Below are 18,467 nucleotides of genomic sequence, written 5' to 3'. Positions count from 1 at the left end.
TATAAATAAACAAACAATATAAATAAAAGTTTGTTTCCAGGAGGTTCCGCAATGGATGTAAATCAATTATTTTGGCAAGCTTCAATTGATGATATTAAGCAAGGCTATACAGAAGAACGGACACACTTCACTTGTTTGCTTTGTGGCGAGACAATCGAAAAAGGAATTATATATCCACACGAGGGTGTATTGTATGAGGCTGAAAAATTTATGCAGCTTCACATAACGGCAACACACCAATCTGTTTTTCATTACCTTAATGGATTAAATAAAAAAATGACAGGCTTAACGGATCATCAAAGTCATATTTTGCGCTTATTTTATGAAGGTAAAACCGATCAAGAGATCAAAGAAGAATTGGAAATAGGCAGTGCCACAACTATCCGTCACCATCGTTTTGCATTAAAAGAAAAAGAGCGTCAGGCAAAAACATTTCTTGCAATGATGGAGTTATTAAAAGAGCATGATGAAAAAGTCGATACTTTTGTGCCTATTCACAAAACGGCAACGATGGTAGATGATCGCTACAATATTACACTTACGGAAGAACAACAGTTACTTGAAAAATTCTTCCCGAGTGGTATCGGCAAAGAGCTTGTCCGCTTCCCAAAACGTGAAAAGCATAAAATTGTTGTACTTCGAGCAATCACAAAGCTTCTGGATGACTCAAAACACTATACAGAAAAAGAATTAACTGCGATTATTCAACCTATCTATGAGGACTATGTGCAAATACGTCGCTATTTAATCGAGTATGGTTTTATGAATCGTAAAGATGATGGCAGTGCCTATTGGGTAAAAAAATAAGAAAGTAGGGTTTAAAGTGGATCATAAAAAAGAATTGAAAGAGTCCTATAAAGAAATTGAAATTGAAGCTGGTGTTTTCACGATGACCAATAAACAAAATGGTAAAGTGTTTGTCAGTAGCTTTAATAATTTAAAACGTTTAAATGGTTTCAAGTTTATGTTAAAAACAAATACACATAATAATAAAGCATTACAGGCTGACTACAATACATTCGGCATGGAGGCATTCGATATCGAGGTTGTCGCGTATTTAAAGAAAAAACAAGAAGGCTATTTCGATGCCAAGAAAGAACTCGAAAAGCTTGAGCAAAAATGGCTCGACGAACTACAGCCCTTTGGCGTACAAGGTTATAATTCTCCCAAGAACAAGTAATACTTGGGATTCCACAAAAAAGTTAGCAGACTGATGACAAAAGGTATTCGCCATAATCACATTGCGAATACCTTTTGAATTTTTATCAACAATACATTATCTCAATCATTTATAAATCTACACTAGTTAATCGGAGCACAGGTGGCGAGTGTAGCTGACGGCATTCGCCTTTCGCTACAGAGCAAAGCTTTCTGCGGGAAAAGCATGTGCTGAAGGCCCCGCCGAGGACACTGAAGCCATGCCCGCGAAAGACGTCCGCCGTAGCAGAAATCAACGGGTTAATATAGATACTTCTCTTTTAAAAGAAAAAAAGACTGTCACCAAACTCAATTTTGAGTTTTGTCTACGGTCTGAGTTAGAGCGATTATGCTGCGTTAAAATAATGTTTCTATTGTGCTGTTATTTGTTGTTGAACTTTTTTTGTCAACTTTGCGAAAACTAAATCATAGGAATGCTGAATGAGCTGTTCAACTACATCCATCGAGATATCTGAATTCATGTAAATAGAGTTCCAATGTGTTTTATTCATGTAATATCCTGGGATAATATCTTCATATGTTTCTCTAAGGTCCTCAGCACGATTAGGTTCACATTTTAAGGTAAGAACTGGCTTCCCAGTGGCATTTCCGCCAATCATGGCATACAGCTTATCACCAATTTGATAACGCTCAGCTTCCCACTCTTCTTTATAATCATGTGTTGTGCCTGCAAGCTTCAAACAATAATCATGTATCTTGTCCTTGTCCATATGATTCGCTCCATTTCAACATTATTAGTATAAAAAAACACACGTTCGGTTATAAACATTATAACCAGTAACGTGTGCCTAAGCAATTGTAATTGTGACTCTTTGTAAGGAACGTTTGGAATCCCTGTCGTGACAAAACACAATCATAGTAGATTAATTTTTTACCAACAAAAACAAAACAATCCCTCACTTTAAGCTACGATCGAACATACCGATGACTTCGGTCGTTTGTAGAATATTGACAAACGCTTTTCCATCTGTTTCTTTAATCATACTTTTTACTTCTGCAAGCTGGTAGCGCGTAATGACGGTAATTAATACTTTGCGCCCCTCTCCAGAGTAAGCCCCTTTGGCATCAATAATTGTTACACCGCGAGGAAGCTTCGCTAAAAGCTGTTGCCTTACTTCTTCACCTTTACTAGTGATAATCATTAGCGTTAATTTAATATGACTTGTATGAATTGTGTCTACAACCTTCCCTGTGGCATAGATGGATACAAGGGTTAGTAAAGCAGCGTCCCAGCTAAAGACAAATCCTGAGATGGCTACAACGACTGCATTCATTCCAGAAAGTAACACACCGAGCGGAAAATCCCGTTTGCGACTTAACAACATTGCTACAATATCAAAACCTCCAGAAGAACCTGAGGCACGAAAAATAATGCCAGAGCCAATACCTACAATGACACCGCCAAATAAAGATGCCAGAATTGGCTCTTGTGTTGCTTTATAAATAGGGATAACATATAAGCTTACCGACAATACGACTACCGATAGAATGGTATATCCTATAAAGCGCTTCCCCAATTTCATAACACCTAAAATTAGCAATGGTAAATTTAATAAAAGGTTCAAAACCCCTGTATTTAAGGGTGTGACAATACCAAGCATGATGGCTATCCCACTTAATCCGCCACTCAAAATTTCATGGGGAATTAACAAAAAATTATAAGCAAAGCCTACTATTATGGATGCCAGCGTAATGATGACAATATTGCGCATAAATAATCCCCCACCATTCTATAACGAACAAATTTTGATTCATCTTTCCCTTAGAATACCCAACTTATTCGCCTGAAAAACCTACATCCATCGTTTTCGTGGCATCTAGTGCCCTTATCTAGAATCCCTATTTCTTTTGTTCTTCCTTAATCGGCGCTTCCTTTTTTTGTCCCTCTTTTTCAGCTACCTTATAAATACGTTCCAGCATAGGCGGATGAGTATAGCGGAACCATTTTACGAGCAGCTGTGGATTAACTTCACTTAAGCCAGACTTTGTTAACTTTTGAAATGCGGTCACCGCGGACGCCTGATCGCCCATTAAGGAAATAGCATACTGATCTGCTCTTGTTTCCTGATATCTTGAAATATAGTTAGAGAGTGGACTCGATGCAAACAAAAGAATAGAGGTAATGAGTAAAAACAATGGTAATGAATGAATGTCGCTAATTTTATTAATTTTTAATATGTGTCCATAACGTGTAATCAGCCATTTCATACATTTCGATGTCAGCCACAGTCCTATTAATGTCAATAAAAGATAACCAGCGATACCAAAATAAATATGCTTCTCTACATAATGGCCCATCTCATGTGCCATGATGAACAAAATTTCATTGTCTGACAGTCGGTTTAAGGTCGTATCCCATAACACAATTCTCGAATTGCTACCTACACCCGTCACATATGCGTTTAAAGCATTAGTCTTTTCCGCCATATTGACTTCATATACATGCTCCGCCGGTATTTGGGCTTGTTCAGCAAGCGTTAAGATTTTTGTCTCTAGCTCTTTATTTTTCAGCGGATAAAAATCATTGTATAACGGATCAATGACAACCGGTTGGATAAACATGACAAAAATCGTAAAGGGGATGGTTAAAAGCCATGCAAACAACCACCATCTCTTAGTACTCTTCCTGATGAGCCAATACAGTACAGATACAATGAGGAAAGTCATGCCAAAATTCACCCAAAAATCAATGACACCGTCTCGCATCCACGAAGAAAAACCTTGTGTACTTATGCCATAGCTTTTACTTAGATAAAAACGATAATATTCGATTGGGTATAATACTACATACAGCACAATCGATAATAAAAACAAATAAGCGGCATTTTGCACAAGTTTCCATTTAGTTTGTGCCGTTGAAACCTTTTCAAAATAGCGTGATAATCCCATCAGCAATATAACTAGGTAGACAAGCCATTCAAAAGGTGTAGCCACAAAAAATAGGAAATTTCGTATTTTTGAATATTCACCACTTAAGTATAGTTCTCGTTCAGACATAAACATCGCTGGGTCCGCAACTGTTCCTTTTAATGCTTGTGGTATTGTGCCACCACCACCATGAAAAATATACCAATACATGCAAAGAACATACACTCCAAATAATAATAGCGCGACAATTCCCATTTTTTTCGCTATGTCATTTCCTCCTTGCTCCATGCTAAGTTCGTCCTATAGTAAGTGTAAGCTAAATCAAAAAAGTTAGAACAAATTTTTCGGTGTTTTTATTTCATCTCATAACCATGCCACAATTTTATTACTAGCAATGTTTCTCTTTACGACATCACATCTATTATGCTCAAGTAATAGTTTTACATAAATAGCTTCTGGCAGATTGGAAATAATAGACCACGGTTTATAATCTATTTTTAAGTGCTAAAAATATGTTCAATGATAGCAGTCTCTTACTGAGACCTAAAACCAACGGCATCGAATGGTTATCCCTCAAGAATTTTTGCAGGTTAGGAGCACAATAGGCGATACAAGCTGAGTGGCGTAAAAGGCGCGGCGCGTTTGCAGGAACAGCACATGTGGAAAATCCAAGTTGTGGTGACCCACCGCAAAATTAGTTAACGCTGTGCCGGCCAAAAGGGAGCGCCTGCAACGAAAATCAACGGTTTCTTGCTATTTATGCTAAAAAAAAGACTGTAGGCAAACTCAAATTTCTTTGAGTGTCTACAGTCAGGGGAGCTTTTATAATGCATAAAAAATCATTTTGTTCAGCGCATTTACAGACGCCCATTGAGAAGGGTTTCCTTGTATTACTTGTCCATAACAAAGGCCGTTTTGCCACGTTGATCTGCACTTAAATAGCCAGCCGTTAGTAAATGATCTTGCCATTGTTGTTCAATGCTAGCCGCTTTGGCAGCATCGCTTTCTTTCGTTGAAAGTTCTACCATGATTTCTCCTTGATAGTTCCAAACTTCAATATCTGCTTCATAACCAGCATAGCTCCCTTTATACGTTGTCGCCGTTGCAGGGCCGTAAACGACAGCCTGTGCTAATGTGTCGTTATACCATGCTGCCGAATCCCAATTTAAAATTTTCTTCGGAACGTTGTCTAAAATTAATTTCTTTGCAGCACTCGTATCTACTGTATCGTAGGAAACTTTAGATGTTGCCTTTAATGACTCTTTTCGACTGATTGTGAACGTACGATTACCGCCCTTAATGTCCAACTCAAATTTATAATTGGATTCAGAGCCAGTGAAACCATGACTCTCTGTGATAGCTAGTGCCTCTTCAAGCGGTGTATTTAGAAATCTTTTTTTATACGTAATATCGATTTTATTGCTACCTTTATAGACACGTAAGCGGTTGTTATAGTCTGCAGTTTGAAAGTTCTTACTTGGTGTATCGAAGTAATAAATTTTCACTTCATCTTTTTTAGTAGCACTGAAAGTACTTAAGATGTTAGCTTCATTGAATAGCTCCGATTTAATATTATATTTAATCTCATGACCAGGTTCGATTGCTGCTTTCGCCTGTGTGACACCCATTACGCCAATACAAAGTAATACAACACCCATTAGAGTTAGTTGCAGTGCCATTTTCTTAACATGGTTCATCATATATGTCATCCTCATTTCCTATAATTTTTAAAAGTGTTGTTTCTTTAGTTGTTAACTGACTGTGAAAATAGATGATTTTTTGAGCGTTTATTTTTTGGGATAGCTCTATGATGTCATGATAATCAGGGTGTGTTTTGTAAAAAAATTGCTTCGCTCGATTTTGCACTACATGTTTCAAGTTGCTGCCATTCTTACAGTACCCAGTAAAAATAACAATGGCTGTCGGAAATTCGGACAACAGCTTCGAAATTGTCGATTCGTCACGCTCTGGGACAAAATAGATTGCGTTATCCCCCTCTGTCTTATCCTGCAAGTGGTTGCTTTTTAATGCTGTTAACACTGTGTTAAACGTTGAAGACATTAGATTTTCTGGCGCCTCGACATAATCTTCAAAAAAGGCCAACAATTCATTGTCTACCATTAGTTCTCTTGCCGTATGCTGAAAAAGGTAAGTCGCTATATCAGCGGTTTTTCCCGAAAAAGAAGATGGAAAAATAATCGGGCAATTTTGCTTGGCATTGATAAATTTCGTGATTTGCTGCAACACTTCTACATTTTTGATGCGCTTCTCAATATGGCCGCTATCAATAAATGCTAAATCATACCCCCTATCATCCTCTGTCGGGAGAGTAGCCTTTAATAGATAGGAATCTACAACATAATCTCCCGAGAAAAATATCACCTCCTCTAAAAATCGAATTTTGTACCACACACTGCCAATTACATGGCCACTAAAGCCCCATTGAAAGGACAGATTATCGCTAATAGTTAACCAGTTGCCCATCGACTCTGGCTGAAATATTGTTATATTTTCATAAGTTTGCTTGAGTTGTTGCGCTGTCATCTTACTCATAAATAGCTGCCCGTTGTAGCCCCACTGCTCAAGTAAAGGGAGAGCACCCACATGGTCAATATGCGAATGAGAAATAAAGACAGCATCTAGCTTGGCCACATGGGCTTCGGTTAAATCTGGGGACGTTTTCTCATGATTATTCATCACGCCACAATCCAGAAGAATGGCCCGCCCTTCAGTTTCGACATAAAAACAATTACGACCATACTCACCAACTCCCCCTAAAATTTCCACATTAAGCACTTGCATGTCCTCCCCGTTTTTGAAGCCAATCTAATACGAACATGAAAATAACTGTCATAGCGACTGTAATAACCGCAACAGCCATCCCTACGCCAACGTTTCCTTGCTCAAATTGGCTGTAGATAAATGTTGCACCCGTCTCAACTGATGGTGGCAAAATAAGCAATCCTGCTACGAGCTCACGCATCGAAATAATAAATGTCATCATCATGCCAGCGAGGATTCCTTGCATTAATAGTGGAATAAAAATAGAGCGGTACATGTCCCAACTACTACGGCCAAAAATAGCGGCTGATTGAAAAATCGATTGATCCAATTGTGATAAAGATGATTTGGTATACTGCACAGAATAGGGTAAGAACAGCACACAATAAGTCACAACTACCATTGCCTTCGTGTTATAAATAGTCGCTGGCAACCAAGGTGCATTCCAGAACATGATTAAACCGACGACAAAAACAATTCCTGGAATAATATTCGGCATGAGACTAAAGAAATCTAACACTTGTTGCTTTTTGCGTTCGCCTTTTTTAATATACAGTGCAATAAATAATCCGATAATCGCTGTTACGACAGCTGTAATTATCGAGAAAACTATACTATTTAGAAATGCTGATAAACCAGCGCTTCCACTTGTAAATACAGCCTGATAAGATGCTAAACTGAAATTACCAGCACTCAAACCATTTCCTCGTACTTTTTGCAACGATGTGACAATAATTGAAAAGTACGGAATAGCTATCGAAAACAGCAACACCATTCCTACAAATAACCAGGAGCCGAGCTTGATATACCATGTATCTTTAATCTCCCGAACAGCAGGGGTTTTACCAGAAAGCACACTGTATGTATATTTACGTCCGATGAAATTTTGGAAATACCAGATGACTAGACACACGGAGAGTAAAAACAATGAAAGGGATGTCGCCATACTAATATCTACCGGCCATCTTGCAAGATAAGAGTGAATTTCTGTCGTAAAAACTTGAAAACCAATGCGACTTCCAAAGGTTGCAGGGGTCCCAAATTCTGCTAATGTTTTGATAAAAATCAGCAATATACCTAGAACATAACTTGAAACCAATAAAGGCAAAACAACTTTTGTCCAATTGCGCCAAGAGCTACGTCCAAAAATGAGTGCAGCATCTAAAAATGACCCATTGATTCTTAGTAATGTATTTTTCAACATTAAATATAAAAAAGGAAACAAATGTAGACTCATAATCATGACCATTCCAAATAAGGAGAAAAAGGTATTGGACATCCATGTTGCACTCGGCATTAACTGCTGTAAAAAGCCATTATTCTGCATAAACAGTATCCATCCCATCGAGCCAATATAAGGTGGTGTCATAAAAGGTATGGTGAGGATAATATCTAACCAATCAAATTTATGTAAACTGGTTTTTGTGCGAATCAATGCCATGGGCAAGGCTAATATCGTTGTGCCCAAAATAACTAATAAACCTAATAATAAGGAGTTGCCCAGTGTTTGCCACAGTCTATCATTAGCAAACATTCTATTCATCTGCGAAACATCTAAATGCCCATCATTAAAAAAAGTATAATAGACAATAGCTATTAATGGCGCGATAGCAAACGTTGCGACAATCGTCAGTAATAATCCAAAAGTGCGTCTGCCTTCCATTATCATTGTTACTTCATTCCTTCCTATGTAAACATGGGTGGAGCTTAGCCTACAGAAGTAGGCTTGATGGGCGTGACAACAAGCAGGCAAGATCCCACAGATGTGGTTGTATCGTGCAGGCTCGCCATGCCCCGCTGAAAATGAATATTTTTTCTATAGAAATTTTTAAGGCCTACTCGAAAGCACTGAGAATTTTAAACTTTTACATTTGTCGCTTAGCGAAAAATATCATTAAATTTAGTTAAAATATCCAGTTGCTTTGCTTCTGCACCTTTCCAGTCCACATTGAACTGTGGAATTTCATCCAATGTTGCACGATCCTTCACAGGAATTTCTTTATTGCCGGGTAGTAAATAAGCATCTGTGACAAGTTTTTGGCCTTCATCTGACAGTAAGAAATTCACGTAAGCTTTAGCACCTTCAACATTCTTAGCCTCTTTCATAATGCCCACAGCTCGGGGACTGACAACTGTCCCACTCTTCGGATAAACAATCTCAACTGGCTCACCACTCGCTTTAGCTTTATAGGCCATATAATCTACACCTGAAATAGTTGCATTTTTGTCCCCTGTAATCACAGCATCAAGAGCTTCCTTATTTGCCCCATTCACTTGCAGTCCATTCTTTTTCCATGATTGGATTGTATCCCAAGCTGTTTTTTCTGCCTCCGCATAGCCGTATAGGAAATCTACCGCAGAACCTGACAAACTTGGATCAGGGATATTAATCTTATCTTGCCACTCCGTTTTTGCTAAATCTGTCCATTCTGTCGGAGCTTCTTTCGTATTTTTCGTATTGTAGGCAATTCCTAATGCCGATGCACTATAGCCATAGTAATAGCCATCTGCATCCGACCAATCACTGTTAATTTTAGTGGCATTTTCAGCGTCTTTATAGCTTTGTAGCTGATCTGAACCCTTTAGTCCGTCTATGGATGCAACAGAAGCTAAGACAACAACGTCTGCCACAGGGTTATTTTTTTCTGCCTCTAAGCGAGATAAGATTTTCCCTGTCGTCCCTTGAAACATTTCTACTTTCATGCCTGTTTTTTCTTCAAAAGCTTGCTGAATATTTGCCGCCAAACCATCCGGACCAGCAGAATAAACTGTTAACGTTTGAACTTCTGGTGGTTTTGCATTCGCCGCATCTTTACTGACACTTTCCGCTGATTGCTTATTTCCGCAACCTGCTAATGTCAAAGCTAAAAGAACCCCTGCTATTGCCAGTAATTTGAAACGTTTTTTCACTGTAAACCCTCCAATTGATAGATTTGTTTTTCATCTACAAAAACTTCCAGTTGCTTGCCATGTTCGAGCGGCATTGCTTCATAAAAGCTCCATTGCTTGCCTTCTACTTGTGCCTGTACTAAATACCGATCTCCCACAAAAGTACTTTTCACAATCATTGCTTGCTTGGCAATGGTTCCTGGCTGTGGACGCCTCGATACACCTTCTGGTCGCACGATACAGCTATCTTTATCCAGCCAATTTACTTTGCCAATAAAATCCGCAACATACGGTGTTGCCGGTGCATGATAAATTTCTTCAGGAGAGCCAATCTGTGCGATTCTGCCTGACTCCATGACAATAATTTGATCTGACATCGTCATTGCCTCTGTTTGATCATGGGTTACAAAAATGGCCTGACAATCTAGTTCATGAATAATATGCATAATTTCATCTTGCATTTTTTCTCTTAGCACTGCATCTAAAGCGGATAATGGCTCATCAAATAAAATTAGTTTGGGATTGGTGGCCAATGCCCGAGCTAGTGCTACCCGCTGCTGCTGTCCACCTGATAATTCGCCGGGTTTTCGTTTTTCAAAACCTTCCATGTTCACCAATCGCATGACGTACGCTACCCGAGCAGGAATTTCTGTCTTTGGCACAATGCCCTTTAAGCCAAATGCAATATTTTGAAAAATGGTCATATGTGGCCACAGCGCGAAATCCTGAAAGACCATAGCTATATTGCGCTTATTTGGCTTGACATTTTTGTGCAACTTAGAAGAATAAATAATCGTGTCATCAAACATAATTTCACCATTTGTTGGTTTTTCAAGACCTGCTAATATTTTTAATAATGTCGTCTTTCCACAGCCTGATTGCCCTAATATTGTGATGAACTTACTATCTAATACCATGTTAATTGGCCACAGCGCTTGAGACTGTCCATATTTTTTCTCTATATTTGTCATTGAGATTTTCATCGTATCCTCCTCGTCTATCTCTACTATAAATTCCAGATATTTAGAAAATATTAACCTACTATTAATATGTCGTTAAAAAAAATCTAATAAACTAAAGCAAATGCAATACTTTATCTAATTTACTTTAGGAGGATAAAATGAATCAGCTAAAATTACAGGCATTTTGCTTACTCGTAGATTTAAAAAAACTAGCTCCTGTCGCAAAAGAGCTAGGGATTACACCACCCACTGTATCCTTCCACATTCGCTCGATTGAAGAGGAATATGGTGTGCGATTATTTCGTACAAACGCAGGAGGCTATCGATTAACAGAAGCCGGACAAGGGCTCTATCACTATGCCCGCCAAATTGTGCAATTACAACAGGACATAAATCGCTTCTTTGAAAATCTATTGGCCGGCCATATCGGCTCCATCCGACTAGGTGCAAGTGGACTACCAGCACATATTTTTATGCCTGATATTATCCATCAAATTTCAACGGCTTATCCAGACATACGAATTTCCCTAGAGGTAAAGACGGCACCTGAAATCGAAAATATGGTGGCCCTCCAAGAACTCGATTTTGGTTTAATCATGGAGACAAAACAACAACATCCATCCCTCGTCTATGAAACGATTGGCGAAGATTCGCTTGTATTAGCTTTAAGCCCTAACCATGAACTTGCAACAAAAAAAGACATCTCTAAGTCAGATGTCCTTAAAAACAAAGTATTATTGCACACTTCATCCAGTTCCACTAATCACTTTATCGAAAAATGGATGGATCCTTTCCAGCCATCCTTCTATACGATTGAACTCGATTCTGTCAGTACCATTAAAAAGATGCTTACCTTTGGCAAAACCATTGCTTTTCTATCAGTGGCTCTTATTGAGGAAGAACTAAAATCAGGTCTATTAATGAAAAAAGATTTACATGACATAACACTGACACGAAAAATTCAGCTCGTCTATCCTAAATCCAGACTAGACAATAACATCGATGCATTTGTAAAAAAATCTATCTACGATTTAGCGGAATCAATTTCATAGTTCACTTTCATATCAATAAAGGCGAATATTATAAAAGAAAATAAAGTAATTGTTCCTATCACATCAGTAATTCCGCTACAGGCGAACGCTTTCCGCGGGCAAGGGGGCATGGTCACGAAGGCGTTGTCACAGGACGTGATGCTTTTAGCCTTCGTTCCCATAAAAGCTCAGTCTAGGGTCGCAGTTCGCTTGCTTTTCCCGCTGGAGCGGCCACTATACGCTCCTACTTAAAAATGGTCATTGGCAGCCATTTGACATCTCTCGATTATTAAAAATCCACATCCGTCAGCATTCAACAATTTCACTAAAAAATTTTCCCTTCCTGACATAATTACCTAACTTGCATTAATAACATAAAGAGAAGTCTTTTAAATGCCCATTGAAAGGAGGTATGACAATTTGCTTTCCGAGTTACTGACTAAGGAGACGATTCAAATTGCTAACAAGGTAGACACTTGGCAGGATGCGATTCGCTTAGCTTCCTCCCCATTATTACAGCAACATAAAATAGAACAGCGCTATATTGAAGCGATGATTCAGGCCATTGAAGAACACGGTCCCTATATAGTGCTAACCCCTAAAGTGGCGATTCCCCATGCTCGGCCAACTAAAGGGGTGAACGAATTCGCCATGAGCCTATTATGCTTACAAAATCCTGTACATTTCGCACTAGATAAACCCGTTTACTTAATCATTGTCTTAGCGGCTATAGATGATGCCTCTCATTTACAGGCATTGGTCGATTTAACGCTCGTTTTACAGGACCCCACTCAAATCGACAATATTATCGCCTGCCAGCATCCAGAAAGCATTGTTGAAAAAATAAAACACTACGCTACAAAGGAGCAAATATAATGAAGATTTTAGTCGTGTGTGGCAATGGCTTAGGTAGTAGTTTCATGATGGCACTCACTGTAAAAAAAGCACTGGCTGAACTCGGGCAAGAAGCCGATGTAACGCATACAGATTTAACAACTGCAACGGCTGAGCAAGCTGATATGTATATCGGTGCAGGAGACATTGTGGATCAACTAGATGATGGTTTTAGAAAAATTGTCCGTGTCGTCAATATGATGAGTATTCCTGAAATTAAATCAAAGCTTGAACCGTTGTTATAATGCATGATTTTTACTTCTATAATGAAATCGCCTCCCCTTTTTTTCTCCTTTATTCATGTTGAAATAGGTGGCTGAGCACAGTTAGTACGGGATGTAAAAAATAATTTGGATAGGATGAGGTGTTGGTATGTTAGATGTTATGATGAATGACATTTTAGGTACACCAGCAATACTAGTCGGCCTTTTCGCATTTGTCGGCTTACTAATCCAAAAGAAATCCGCTTCAACCGTTCTTTCAGGTACGTTAAAAACAATTATGGGCTTTGTGATTCTTGGCGCTGGAGCCGCCGTTTTAATTGGCTCTTTAACTCATTTTAGTAAAATGTTCGATGTTGCCTTCAATGTGCAAGGGGTTATTCCAAATAACGAAGCCATTGTTGCAGCAGCTCAAACGAATTTTGGTACATCCACTGCAATGATTATGGTGTTCGGTATGGTCATGAACTTATTGTTAGCGCGATTTACGCCTTTAAAATATATATTTTTAACTGGTCATCATACATTATTTATGGCGTGTTTAATCGCAGCTTCCCTTTCTGTTGGTGGGATGAGTGGTGCCCCGCTTATTATTGTTGGTTCTATTTTATTAGGTATATGTATGGTTGTATTCCCTGCTATTTTACAACCAACTGTTCGCCAAATTACAGGTAGCGATGATTTTGCTGTCGGTCACTTTGGTAGCATTGGCTATTATGTTTCCGCTAAAATTGGCAAGCTTTTTGGAAATAAAGCACATTCAACAGAAGCTATTCAAGTACCTAAATCGCTAGGTTTTTTAAAAGATACATCTGTTGCAGTTTCCTTAACAATGAGCATATTTTTTATCATTGTCGCAATGTTTGCTGGTCAATCTTATATTGAAAAAGAATTATCAGGTGGCTCTAACTTCATCGTCTTCGCCATTATTCAAGCCATTACTTTCGCAGCAGGGGTATATATTATTTTAGCAGGTGTGCGTATGCTCATTGCAGAAATTATTCCTGCATTTAAAGGGATTGCGGATAAGCTCGTTCCGAAAGCAAAACCTGCATTGGACTGCCCAACGATTTTTCCATTCGCGCCAAATGCAGTAATTATCGGCTTTTTATTTAGCTTCTTTGCAGGATTACTGTCCATGTTTGCGCTCCCACTCATTGGGTTAAAAGTCATTGTACCTGGTCTCGTCCCCCATTTCTTCACAGGGGCAGCTGCTGGGGTTTTCGGAAATGCAACGGGTGGACGAATGGGTGCCATGGCAGGCGCCTTTGCCAATGGCTTGATAATCAGTTTTATACCAGCCATCCTTCTGATATTTATGGGGGATATCGGTTACGAAGGTACAACTTTCGGTGATTCAGACTTCGGAGTAGTAGGTATCCTCATTATTAATATTCTGAAATTATTTGGAGCCGTGTAGATGCGCTGAGGGAACCCAACATTTACTCGTAAAAATAGCCAAAGGGGCCTTAAAAGCCCCTTTTTTGCTTGGTTTTCAAAAATCGTAAAATCTAAAGACTTGTTTAGAATTTATTAGCCAAATATTTATAAATAAAACTGACCCAGATTACATAAAGGATTCATATTGTTAAACATCTCATTTAAATTTTAGTTTTTTTAGCTTGATGAAATTTGCAATAATTACTTTTTCAATGGCTTCGTATTTCGTGATGGTAGTTGTTAGAACTGTTAATTTTGGCACTGTAAAGTAAATGATACTTGCACAAGTAATCCCAATAACAGCACCGACAAAAACATCTAATGGATAATGCACGCCTACCCAAATACGTGAAACGCCCACTAATATAGCTAACAAAATCCAGCCAAACCATGTCCCTTTTTTAAACAACCAAAAGGTCATACAAAATGAAAAAAATAAAATAGTATGATCGCTAGGAAAAGAATTATCGACTGCTTTTTCTATCAACTGATTGGTATTTGACAGCACCGCAAATGGTTGATGATTAAAATGCAATAATCCTGCAAGTTTCCCTACAATTTCAGCCAAAATAAACGCTATACTTCCGCAAATAAGCATTATTTTATGTTCTTTATTTTTAGTAAACCACAACAGTATAACGAAAATAGCTAAGAAAAAAACTGTATATTCAGCAATGATAATCATTGGTAAATTAAGGTGTTGATATTCTTTCCCTAAGCTATTAACCGTTCTAAATAACTGATTATTTATTTCCGAAATATTCATGATACTCTCTCCTTTAAGCTTTATACAGCTATATTAAGAAAAAAGATATCAAGGAACCATCGATTCTGATGACATTAAATAGTTTACTCTAACATTATTGTCACTTTGACTCGAAACTTACTTATTTCTGCTTGAGGTAGGCGTCCTACTGATCGTTAATGTGGGAAAAAAGAGACCCTCCATTGTCATTCTCAAATGCTTGTTTCCATAATTCACATTCACATGTATCCAATATAGTTAATGCTTTTATAAGCCACTATACACCGAAAATGCATCCGTAATATTAAATTGTTCGGTATGATGGTCACCCTCAGCTCCTACTGTAACGAGGATATATTCTTGCTCATTTATGACAGCTAGACTTGCTAGACATAAGCCAGCTTTTTCTGTATAGCCTGTTTTGCCGCCGATAATCTTTCCTTTAGGTAAGTCACTTGAACTAATATTTTTGAACATGCGATTTGTAAATGTTATGCCTTCTGGATGCAGATTGGTCGGGGATGTAGAGTACCTTTGTGCTGTGTACACATCACGAAATGTGTTGTTTGTTAATGCATATTGTAGAAGTATTGAAATATCTTTAACACTTGTATAATGGTCATGGTGATGGAGGCCAGTTGCATTCGTAAAATGCGTGTCTTTCATCCCTAACTGTTGTGCTTTGTCATTCATGAGTTTGACAAATTTTCTCTCTGACCCTGCTACAAAATTTGCTAAACCAATAGATGCTTCTGCTCCAGATGGCAACATCGAACCATAAAGTAAATCCTTAGCGGTTACCTCTTCATTTGCAAGGAAGCCTGCCATTGAAGCATTTTTTTTATATAAATCTGCAAATATACTTTGAGGAAGAAAAACCTTTTCATTTAATTCCGGTATATTTTCAATTGCTACAAGTACAGTCATTATTTTTGTTAAAGAAGCCGGATAAATGACTTCCTCACTATTCTTGTCCAGTAAGATTTTATTTTCATCCAAATTGACTAATACAGCATTTGAACTGTGTAAATCAATATCCAAACTTTCATCACTTTTCGTTGGCATCTCCATCTGAGGCGAGTCCAAAATGTCTTCCATTGGATTCTTCGAATTTTCTTTTACAAATAAAATAAACATTAAAATAATGACTATGCTTAACAAGAGACTAAATAAACTCTTTTTCTTTAACATAAAAACAACTCCTTTTCTCATTGTCTCTATTGAAACATAGAAAAAGGAGTCCTTTTTTAATAATCCATTATAGAAATCTTAAGTTTTCTTAAGAATGTGGAATTTGTACTGTAAACACTGTGTTGTCATCGTTACTCGTTGCAGATATACTTCCGCCATGGGCGACAATAATTTCATTGGCAATCGCCAGTCCCAGCCCCGCACCACCTGTCTGTGTAGACCGGGAAGAATCTAAGCGATAAAATTTTTCAAAAATCATCTCTAACTTTTGAGGAGGAATTGCCTTTCCCCTATTTGTAAATGTAATGATTGTTTGGTCCATGACATTTTCAGCACTAATATCAATGGTACTGTTATCATCACTGTATGCTATGGCATTTTTAAAAATATTATTAAATACCCTTGCTAACTTATTGGCATCAGCAAAAATCTGAATATCCCCTTGAATATTCACAACGGCTTGCTGTCCTTTTGGCGCTAACAAAGGATAAAATTCATCTGCCAATTGCAGTAACATATAGTTTAAATTAATGGCTTCCTTATCTAAAATAATGGACTGCAGGTTAAATCTTGTAATTTCAAAAAATTCATTGATTAATTGCTCAAGTCTATATGATTTATCTAATGTAATCTTTGCATATTTTTCTTTTTGCTCGACAGGCATATCCTTCGCTTCATCCAACAGACTCAAGTATCCAATAATGGATGTCAGAGGTGTTTTGATATCATGCGCTAAATAAACAACAAGATCATTTTTTCGTTGTTCAGCTTCTTGCGCATCCTTTGCCCGTTTTTCTAATTTACTTTTCACAGTATTTAGCTTCTTTTCCATGAATTCAAGCTCTGAAGGGAGTCGTATCTCTTTATCTGATTCATCAGAAAGCATCGTTACACCTGTACTAATCAAAATAAAATAACGGGTAAAACGAGAAAGAGCTACATAAAAAATGACCAGAAGTAAAATAATGAGTCCGATAGCTAACCATAAATGTTTATTCTGCTGAAATAATATTCTGTACGCATTTTGTGCTGCGTAATAGTCTAACTGAAGTACATCCTCACAAAATCTTATAAACCAGTCCGCAAAAGGTGCTTGTAACATACCATCAATTAAAGTGTAGTTGATAATATAACCAATAATCATGGTCAGTACTAATATGAAGATAATTTGTAGAATAATTTTCCTTTTTAACATTCCAAACTCATTTTTCAATTGTATAGCCCACTCCCCACACGGTTTTAATAAATTTTGGTTTTTCAGCAGAATCATTCATTTTTTCTCGTAAATGTCGAATATGAACCATCACCGTGTTATTACTATTAAAATATTTTTCTTTCCAAACTTCTTTGAATAATTCTTCTGAGCTAATGACTCTACCTTGATTTAAGCTTAAAAACCAAAGGATAGAAAACTCTGTAGGCGTAAGAGCTAATTGTCTCTCATTTAGGAAAACTTGCCGTGTATTGTGATTCAAGACTAGACCTGCAAAGTCAATAATGTCTTCATTTTGTTTTGTATCCTGATTATACTTAGTAAATCTCCGAATTTGAGCTTTTACACGAGCAATTAATTCTAATGGGCGAAAAGGTTTTGTTATATAATCATCTGCTCCTAACGAAAAACCATTTATTTTATCAATTTCCTCTTCCTTCGCAGTTAGCATGATCACCGGAAAATTAAATTTTTCTCTAATTTTTCGCAAAATAGTAAAACCATCAATATCAGGAATCATGATATCAAGAATGGCAAGATCCAACTTTACTGTGTCAATACAATGAAGGGCTTCTTTTGCTGTATAAAATTTAAAGACGTTGTAATTTTCATTTTTTAAGTAAACCTCTATTAAATCGGCAATTTCCTTCTCATCATCAATTACTAAAATATTTATACTCACTATGTTGTTCTCCTTAAAATAGTTTAAACCAAGAATTCACTCTAATATAAGTAGGTGCTGACCTTATTATTTCTATTCATCTCCCGTGACATATTATCATAAACATCGAAGTATATCACTGCTTTCAATATACTTGTCATTTAATCACTTTCTTCTTATGGCTTGCCGAAAGCAACATCCTAGATTCATCCATTTTTTTGTAATTATCCAGTTAAAAAATGAATACCCCCTATCCTCTTTCCACATCCATTAAACCAAATAATTTGAAAATTTTTAAGTTAATTCATAAATCTTCATACTTATTTTGAAATTCTTAAGTACTTCTTAAGATA

General features: G+C 37.4%; 18 protein-coding genes. 6 read left to right on the top strand and 12 right to left on the bottom strand.

The window, feature by feature from the left end; genetic code table 11:
- The first annotated feature begins 51 nt into the window (after window positions 1-51).
- Complete coding sequence (locus tag C9J31_RS07335) at window positions 52-807, top strand: DUF2087 domain-containing protein (RefSeq protein ID WP_107951051.1); 756 nt, start codon at window positions 52-54, stop codon at window positions 805-807.
- A gap of 16 nt (window positions 808-823) precedes the next feature.
- Window positions 824-1,180 carry a GIY-YIG nuclease family protein gene (locus tag C9J31_RS07330; RefSeq protein WP_107951052.1) on the top strand — a complete coding sequence of 119 codons (357 nt, stop codon included), beginning with the start codon at window positions 824-826 and terminating at the stop codon, window positions 1,178-1,180.
- 388 nt (window positions 1,181-1,568) lie between these two features.
- Here C9J31_RS07330 and C9J31_RS07325 read toward each other — a convergent pair whose 3' ends face one another.
- From C9J31_RS07325 to C9J31_RS07290, 8 genes are all read right to left on the bottom strand, one after another.
- The gene (locus tag C9J31_RS07325) at window positions 1,569-1,928 is read right to left on the bottom strand and encodes an MmcQ/YjbR family DNA-binding protein (protein ID WP_107924872.1); all 360 of its coding nucleotides are present in this window, start codon (window positions 1,926-1,928) and stop codon (window positions 1,569-1,571) included.
- A 186-nt stretch (window positions 1,929-2,114) separates the two neighbouring features.
- A complete protein-coding gene (locus tag C9J31_RS07320; RefSeq protein WP_107924873.1) occupies window positions 2,115-2,930 on the bottom strand; it encodes a YitT family protein in 816 nt (271 codons plus the stop codon).
- A gap of 127 nt (window positions 2,931-3,057) precedes the next feature.
- The gene (locus C9J31_RS07315) at window positions 3,058-4,353 is read right to left on the bottom strand and encodes a M48 family metallopeptidase (protein ID WP_107924915.1); all 1,296 of its coding nucleotides are present in this window, start codon (window positions 4,351-4,353) and stop codon (window positions 3,058-3,060) included.
- Window positions 4,354-4,976: 623 nt separating this feature from the next.
- Window positions 4,977-5,786, bottom strand: coding sequence for a CYTH domain-containing protein (locus C9J31_RS07310; protein ID WP_244854887.1), 810 nt, complete (start codon window positions 5,784-5,786; stop codon window positions 4,977-4,979).
- Window positions 5,770-6,882 (bottom strand): MBL fold metallo-hydrolase, encoded by a 1,113-nt coding sequence (locus C9J31_RS07305; RefSeq protein WP_107951053.1) that lies wholly within the window; start codon window positions 6,880-6,882, stop codon window positions 5,770-5,772. Before C9J31_RS07305 ends, C9J31_RS07310 begins: the two co-directional genes overlap by 17 nt.
- The gene (locus C9J31_RS07300; RefSeq protein WP_107951054.1) at window positions 6,875-8,536 is read right to left on the bottom strand and encodes an ABC transporter permease; all 1,662 of its coding nucleotides are present in this window, start codon (window positions 8,534-8,536) and stop codon (window positions 6,875-6,877) included. Before C9J31_RS07300 ends, C9J31_RS07305 begins: the two co-directional genes overlap by 8 nt.
- Before the next feature lie 209 nt (window positions 8,537-8,745).
- Complete coding sequence (locus C9J31_RS07295) at window positions 8,746-9,777, bottom strand: ABC transporter substrate-binding protein (protein ID WP_107951055.1); 1,032 nt, start codon at window positions 9,775-9,777, stop codon at window positions 8,746-8,748.
- Window positions 9,774-10,739, bottom strand: coding sequence for an ABC transporter ATP-binding protein (locus C9J31_RS07290; RefSeq protein ID WP_107951056.1), 966 nt, complete (start codon window positions 10,737-10,739; stop codon window positions 9,774-9,776). Before C9J31_RS07290 ends, C9J31_RS07295 begins: the two co-directional genes overlap by 4 nt.
- Window positions 10,740-10,876: 137 nt before the next feature.
- On the opposite strand from C9J31_RS07290, the gene C9J31_RS07285 reads away from it, so the two are divergent.
- The 4 genes from C9J31_RS07285 to C9J31_RS07270 all read left to right on the top strand — a co-directional run bounded on the left by C9J31_RS07285 (window position 10,877) and on the right by C9J31_RS07270 (window position 14,284).
- A complete protein-coding gene (locus tag C9J31_RS07285; RefSeq protein ID WP_107951057.1) occupies window positions 10,877-11,770 on the top strand; it encodes a LysR family transcriptional regulator in 894 nt (297 codons plus the stop codon).
- A gap of 399 nt (window positions 11,771-12,169) precedes the next feature.
- Window positions 12,170-12,625, top strand: coding sequence for a PTS sugar transporter subunit IIA (locus tag C9J31_RS07280; protein ID WP_107951058.1), 456 nt, complete (start codon window positions 12,170-12,172; stop codon window positions 12,623-12,625).
- Window positions 12,625-12,888 carry a PTS sugar transporter subunit IIB gene (locus C9J31_RS07275; RefSeq protein WP_107924879.1) on the top strand — a complete coding sequence of 88 codons (264 nt, stop codon included), beginning with the start codon at window positions 12,625-12,627 and terminating at the stop codon, window positions 12,886-12,888. The genes C9J31_RS07280 and C9J31_RS07275 overlap by 1 nt, the downstream gene beginning before the upstream one ends.
- Window positions 12,889-13,015: 127 nt before the next feature.
- The gene (locus C9J31_RS07270) at window positions 13,016-14,284 is read left to right on the top strand and encodes a PTS ascorbate transporter subunit IIC (RefSeq protein ID WP_107951059.1); all 1,269 of its coding nucleotides are present in this window, start codon (window positions 13,016-13,018) and stop codon (window positions 14,282-14,284) included.
- Between the two features lie 177 nt (window positions 14,285-14,461).
- On the opposite strand, the gene C9J31_RS07265 is transcribed toward C9J31_RS07270, so the two are convergent.
- The 4 genes from C9J31_RS07265 to vanR form a co-directional block, all read right to left on the bottom strand.
- Window positions 14,462-15,070: an undecaprenyl-diphosphatase gene (locus tag C9J31_RS07265; protein ID WP_107951060.1), complete on the bottom strand. Its 609-nt coding sequence runs from the start codon at window positions 15,068-15,070 to the stop codon at window positions 14,462-14,464.
- 246 nt (window positions 15,071-15,316) lie between these two features.
- A complete protein-coding gene (locus C9J31_RS07260; RefSeq protein ID WP_107951061.1) occupies window positions 15,317-16,240 on the bottom strand; it encodes a D-alanyl-D-alanine carboxypeptidase family protein in 924 nt (307 codons plus the stop codon).
- 88 nt (window positions 16,241-16,328) lie between these two features.
- Entirely contained in the window at window positions 16,329-17,510 is a 1,182-nt protein-coding gene (locus tag C9J31_RS07255; protein WP_202973816.1) for a sensor histidine kinase, read from the bottom strand.
- Complete coding sequence (vanR, locus tag C9J31_RS07250; protein ID WP_107951063.1) at window positions 17,443-18,135, bottom strand: VanR-ABDEGLN family response regulator transcription factor; 693 nt, start codon at window positions 18,133-18,135, stop codon at window positions 17,443-17,445. The genes C9J31_RS07255 and vanR overlap by 68 nt, the downstream gene beginning before the upstream one ends.
- Between the last annotated feature and the right edge of the window lie 332 nt (window positions 18,136-18,467).

The organism is Lysinibacillus parviboronicapiens, from assembly GCF_003049605.2.
GTDB classification, from domain to species: Bacteria; Bacillota; Bacilli; order Bacillales_A; family Planococcaceae; genus Lysinibacillus; species Lysinibacillus parviboronicapiens.
The sequence above is the reverse complement of the archived record's forward strand: the minus strand, read 5'-3'. Positions and strand labels throughout refer to the sequence as shown.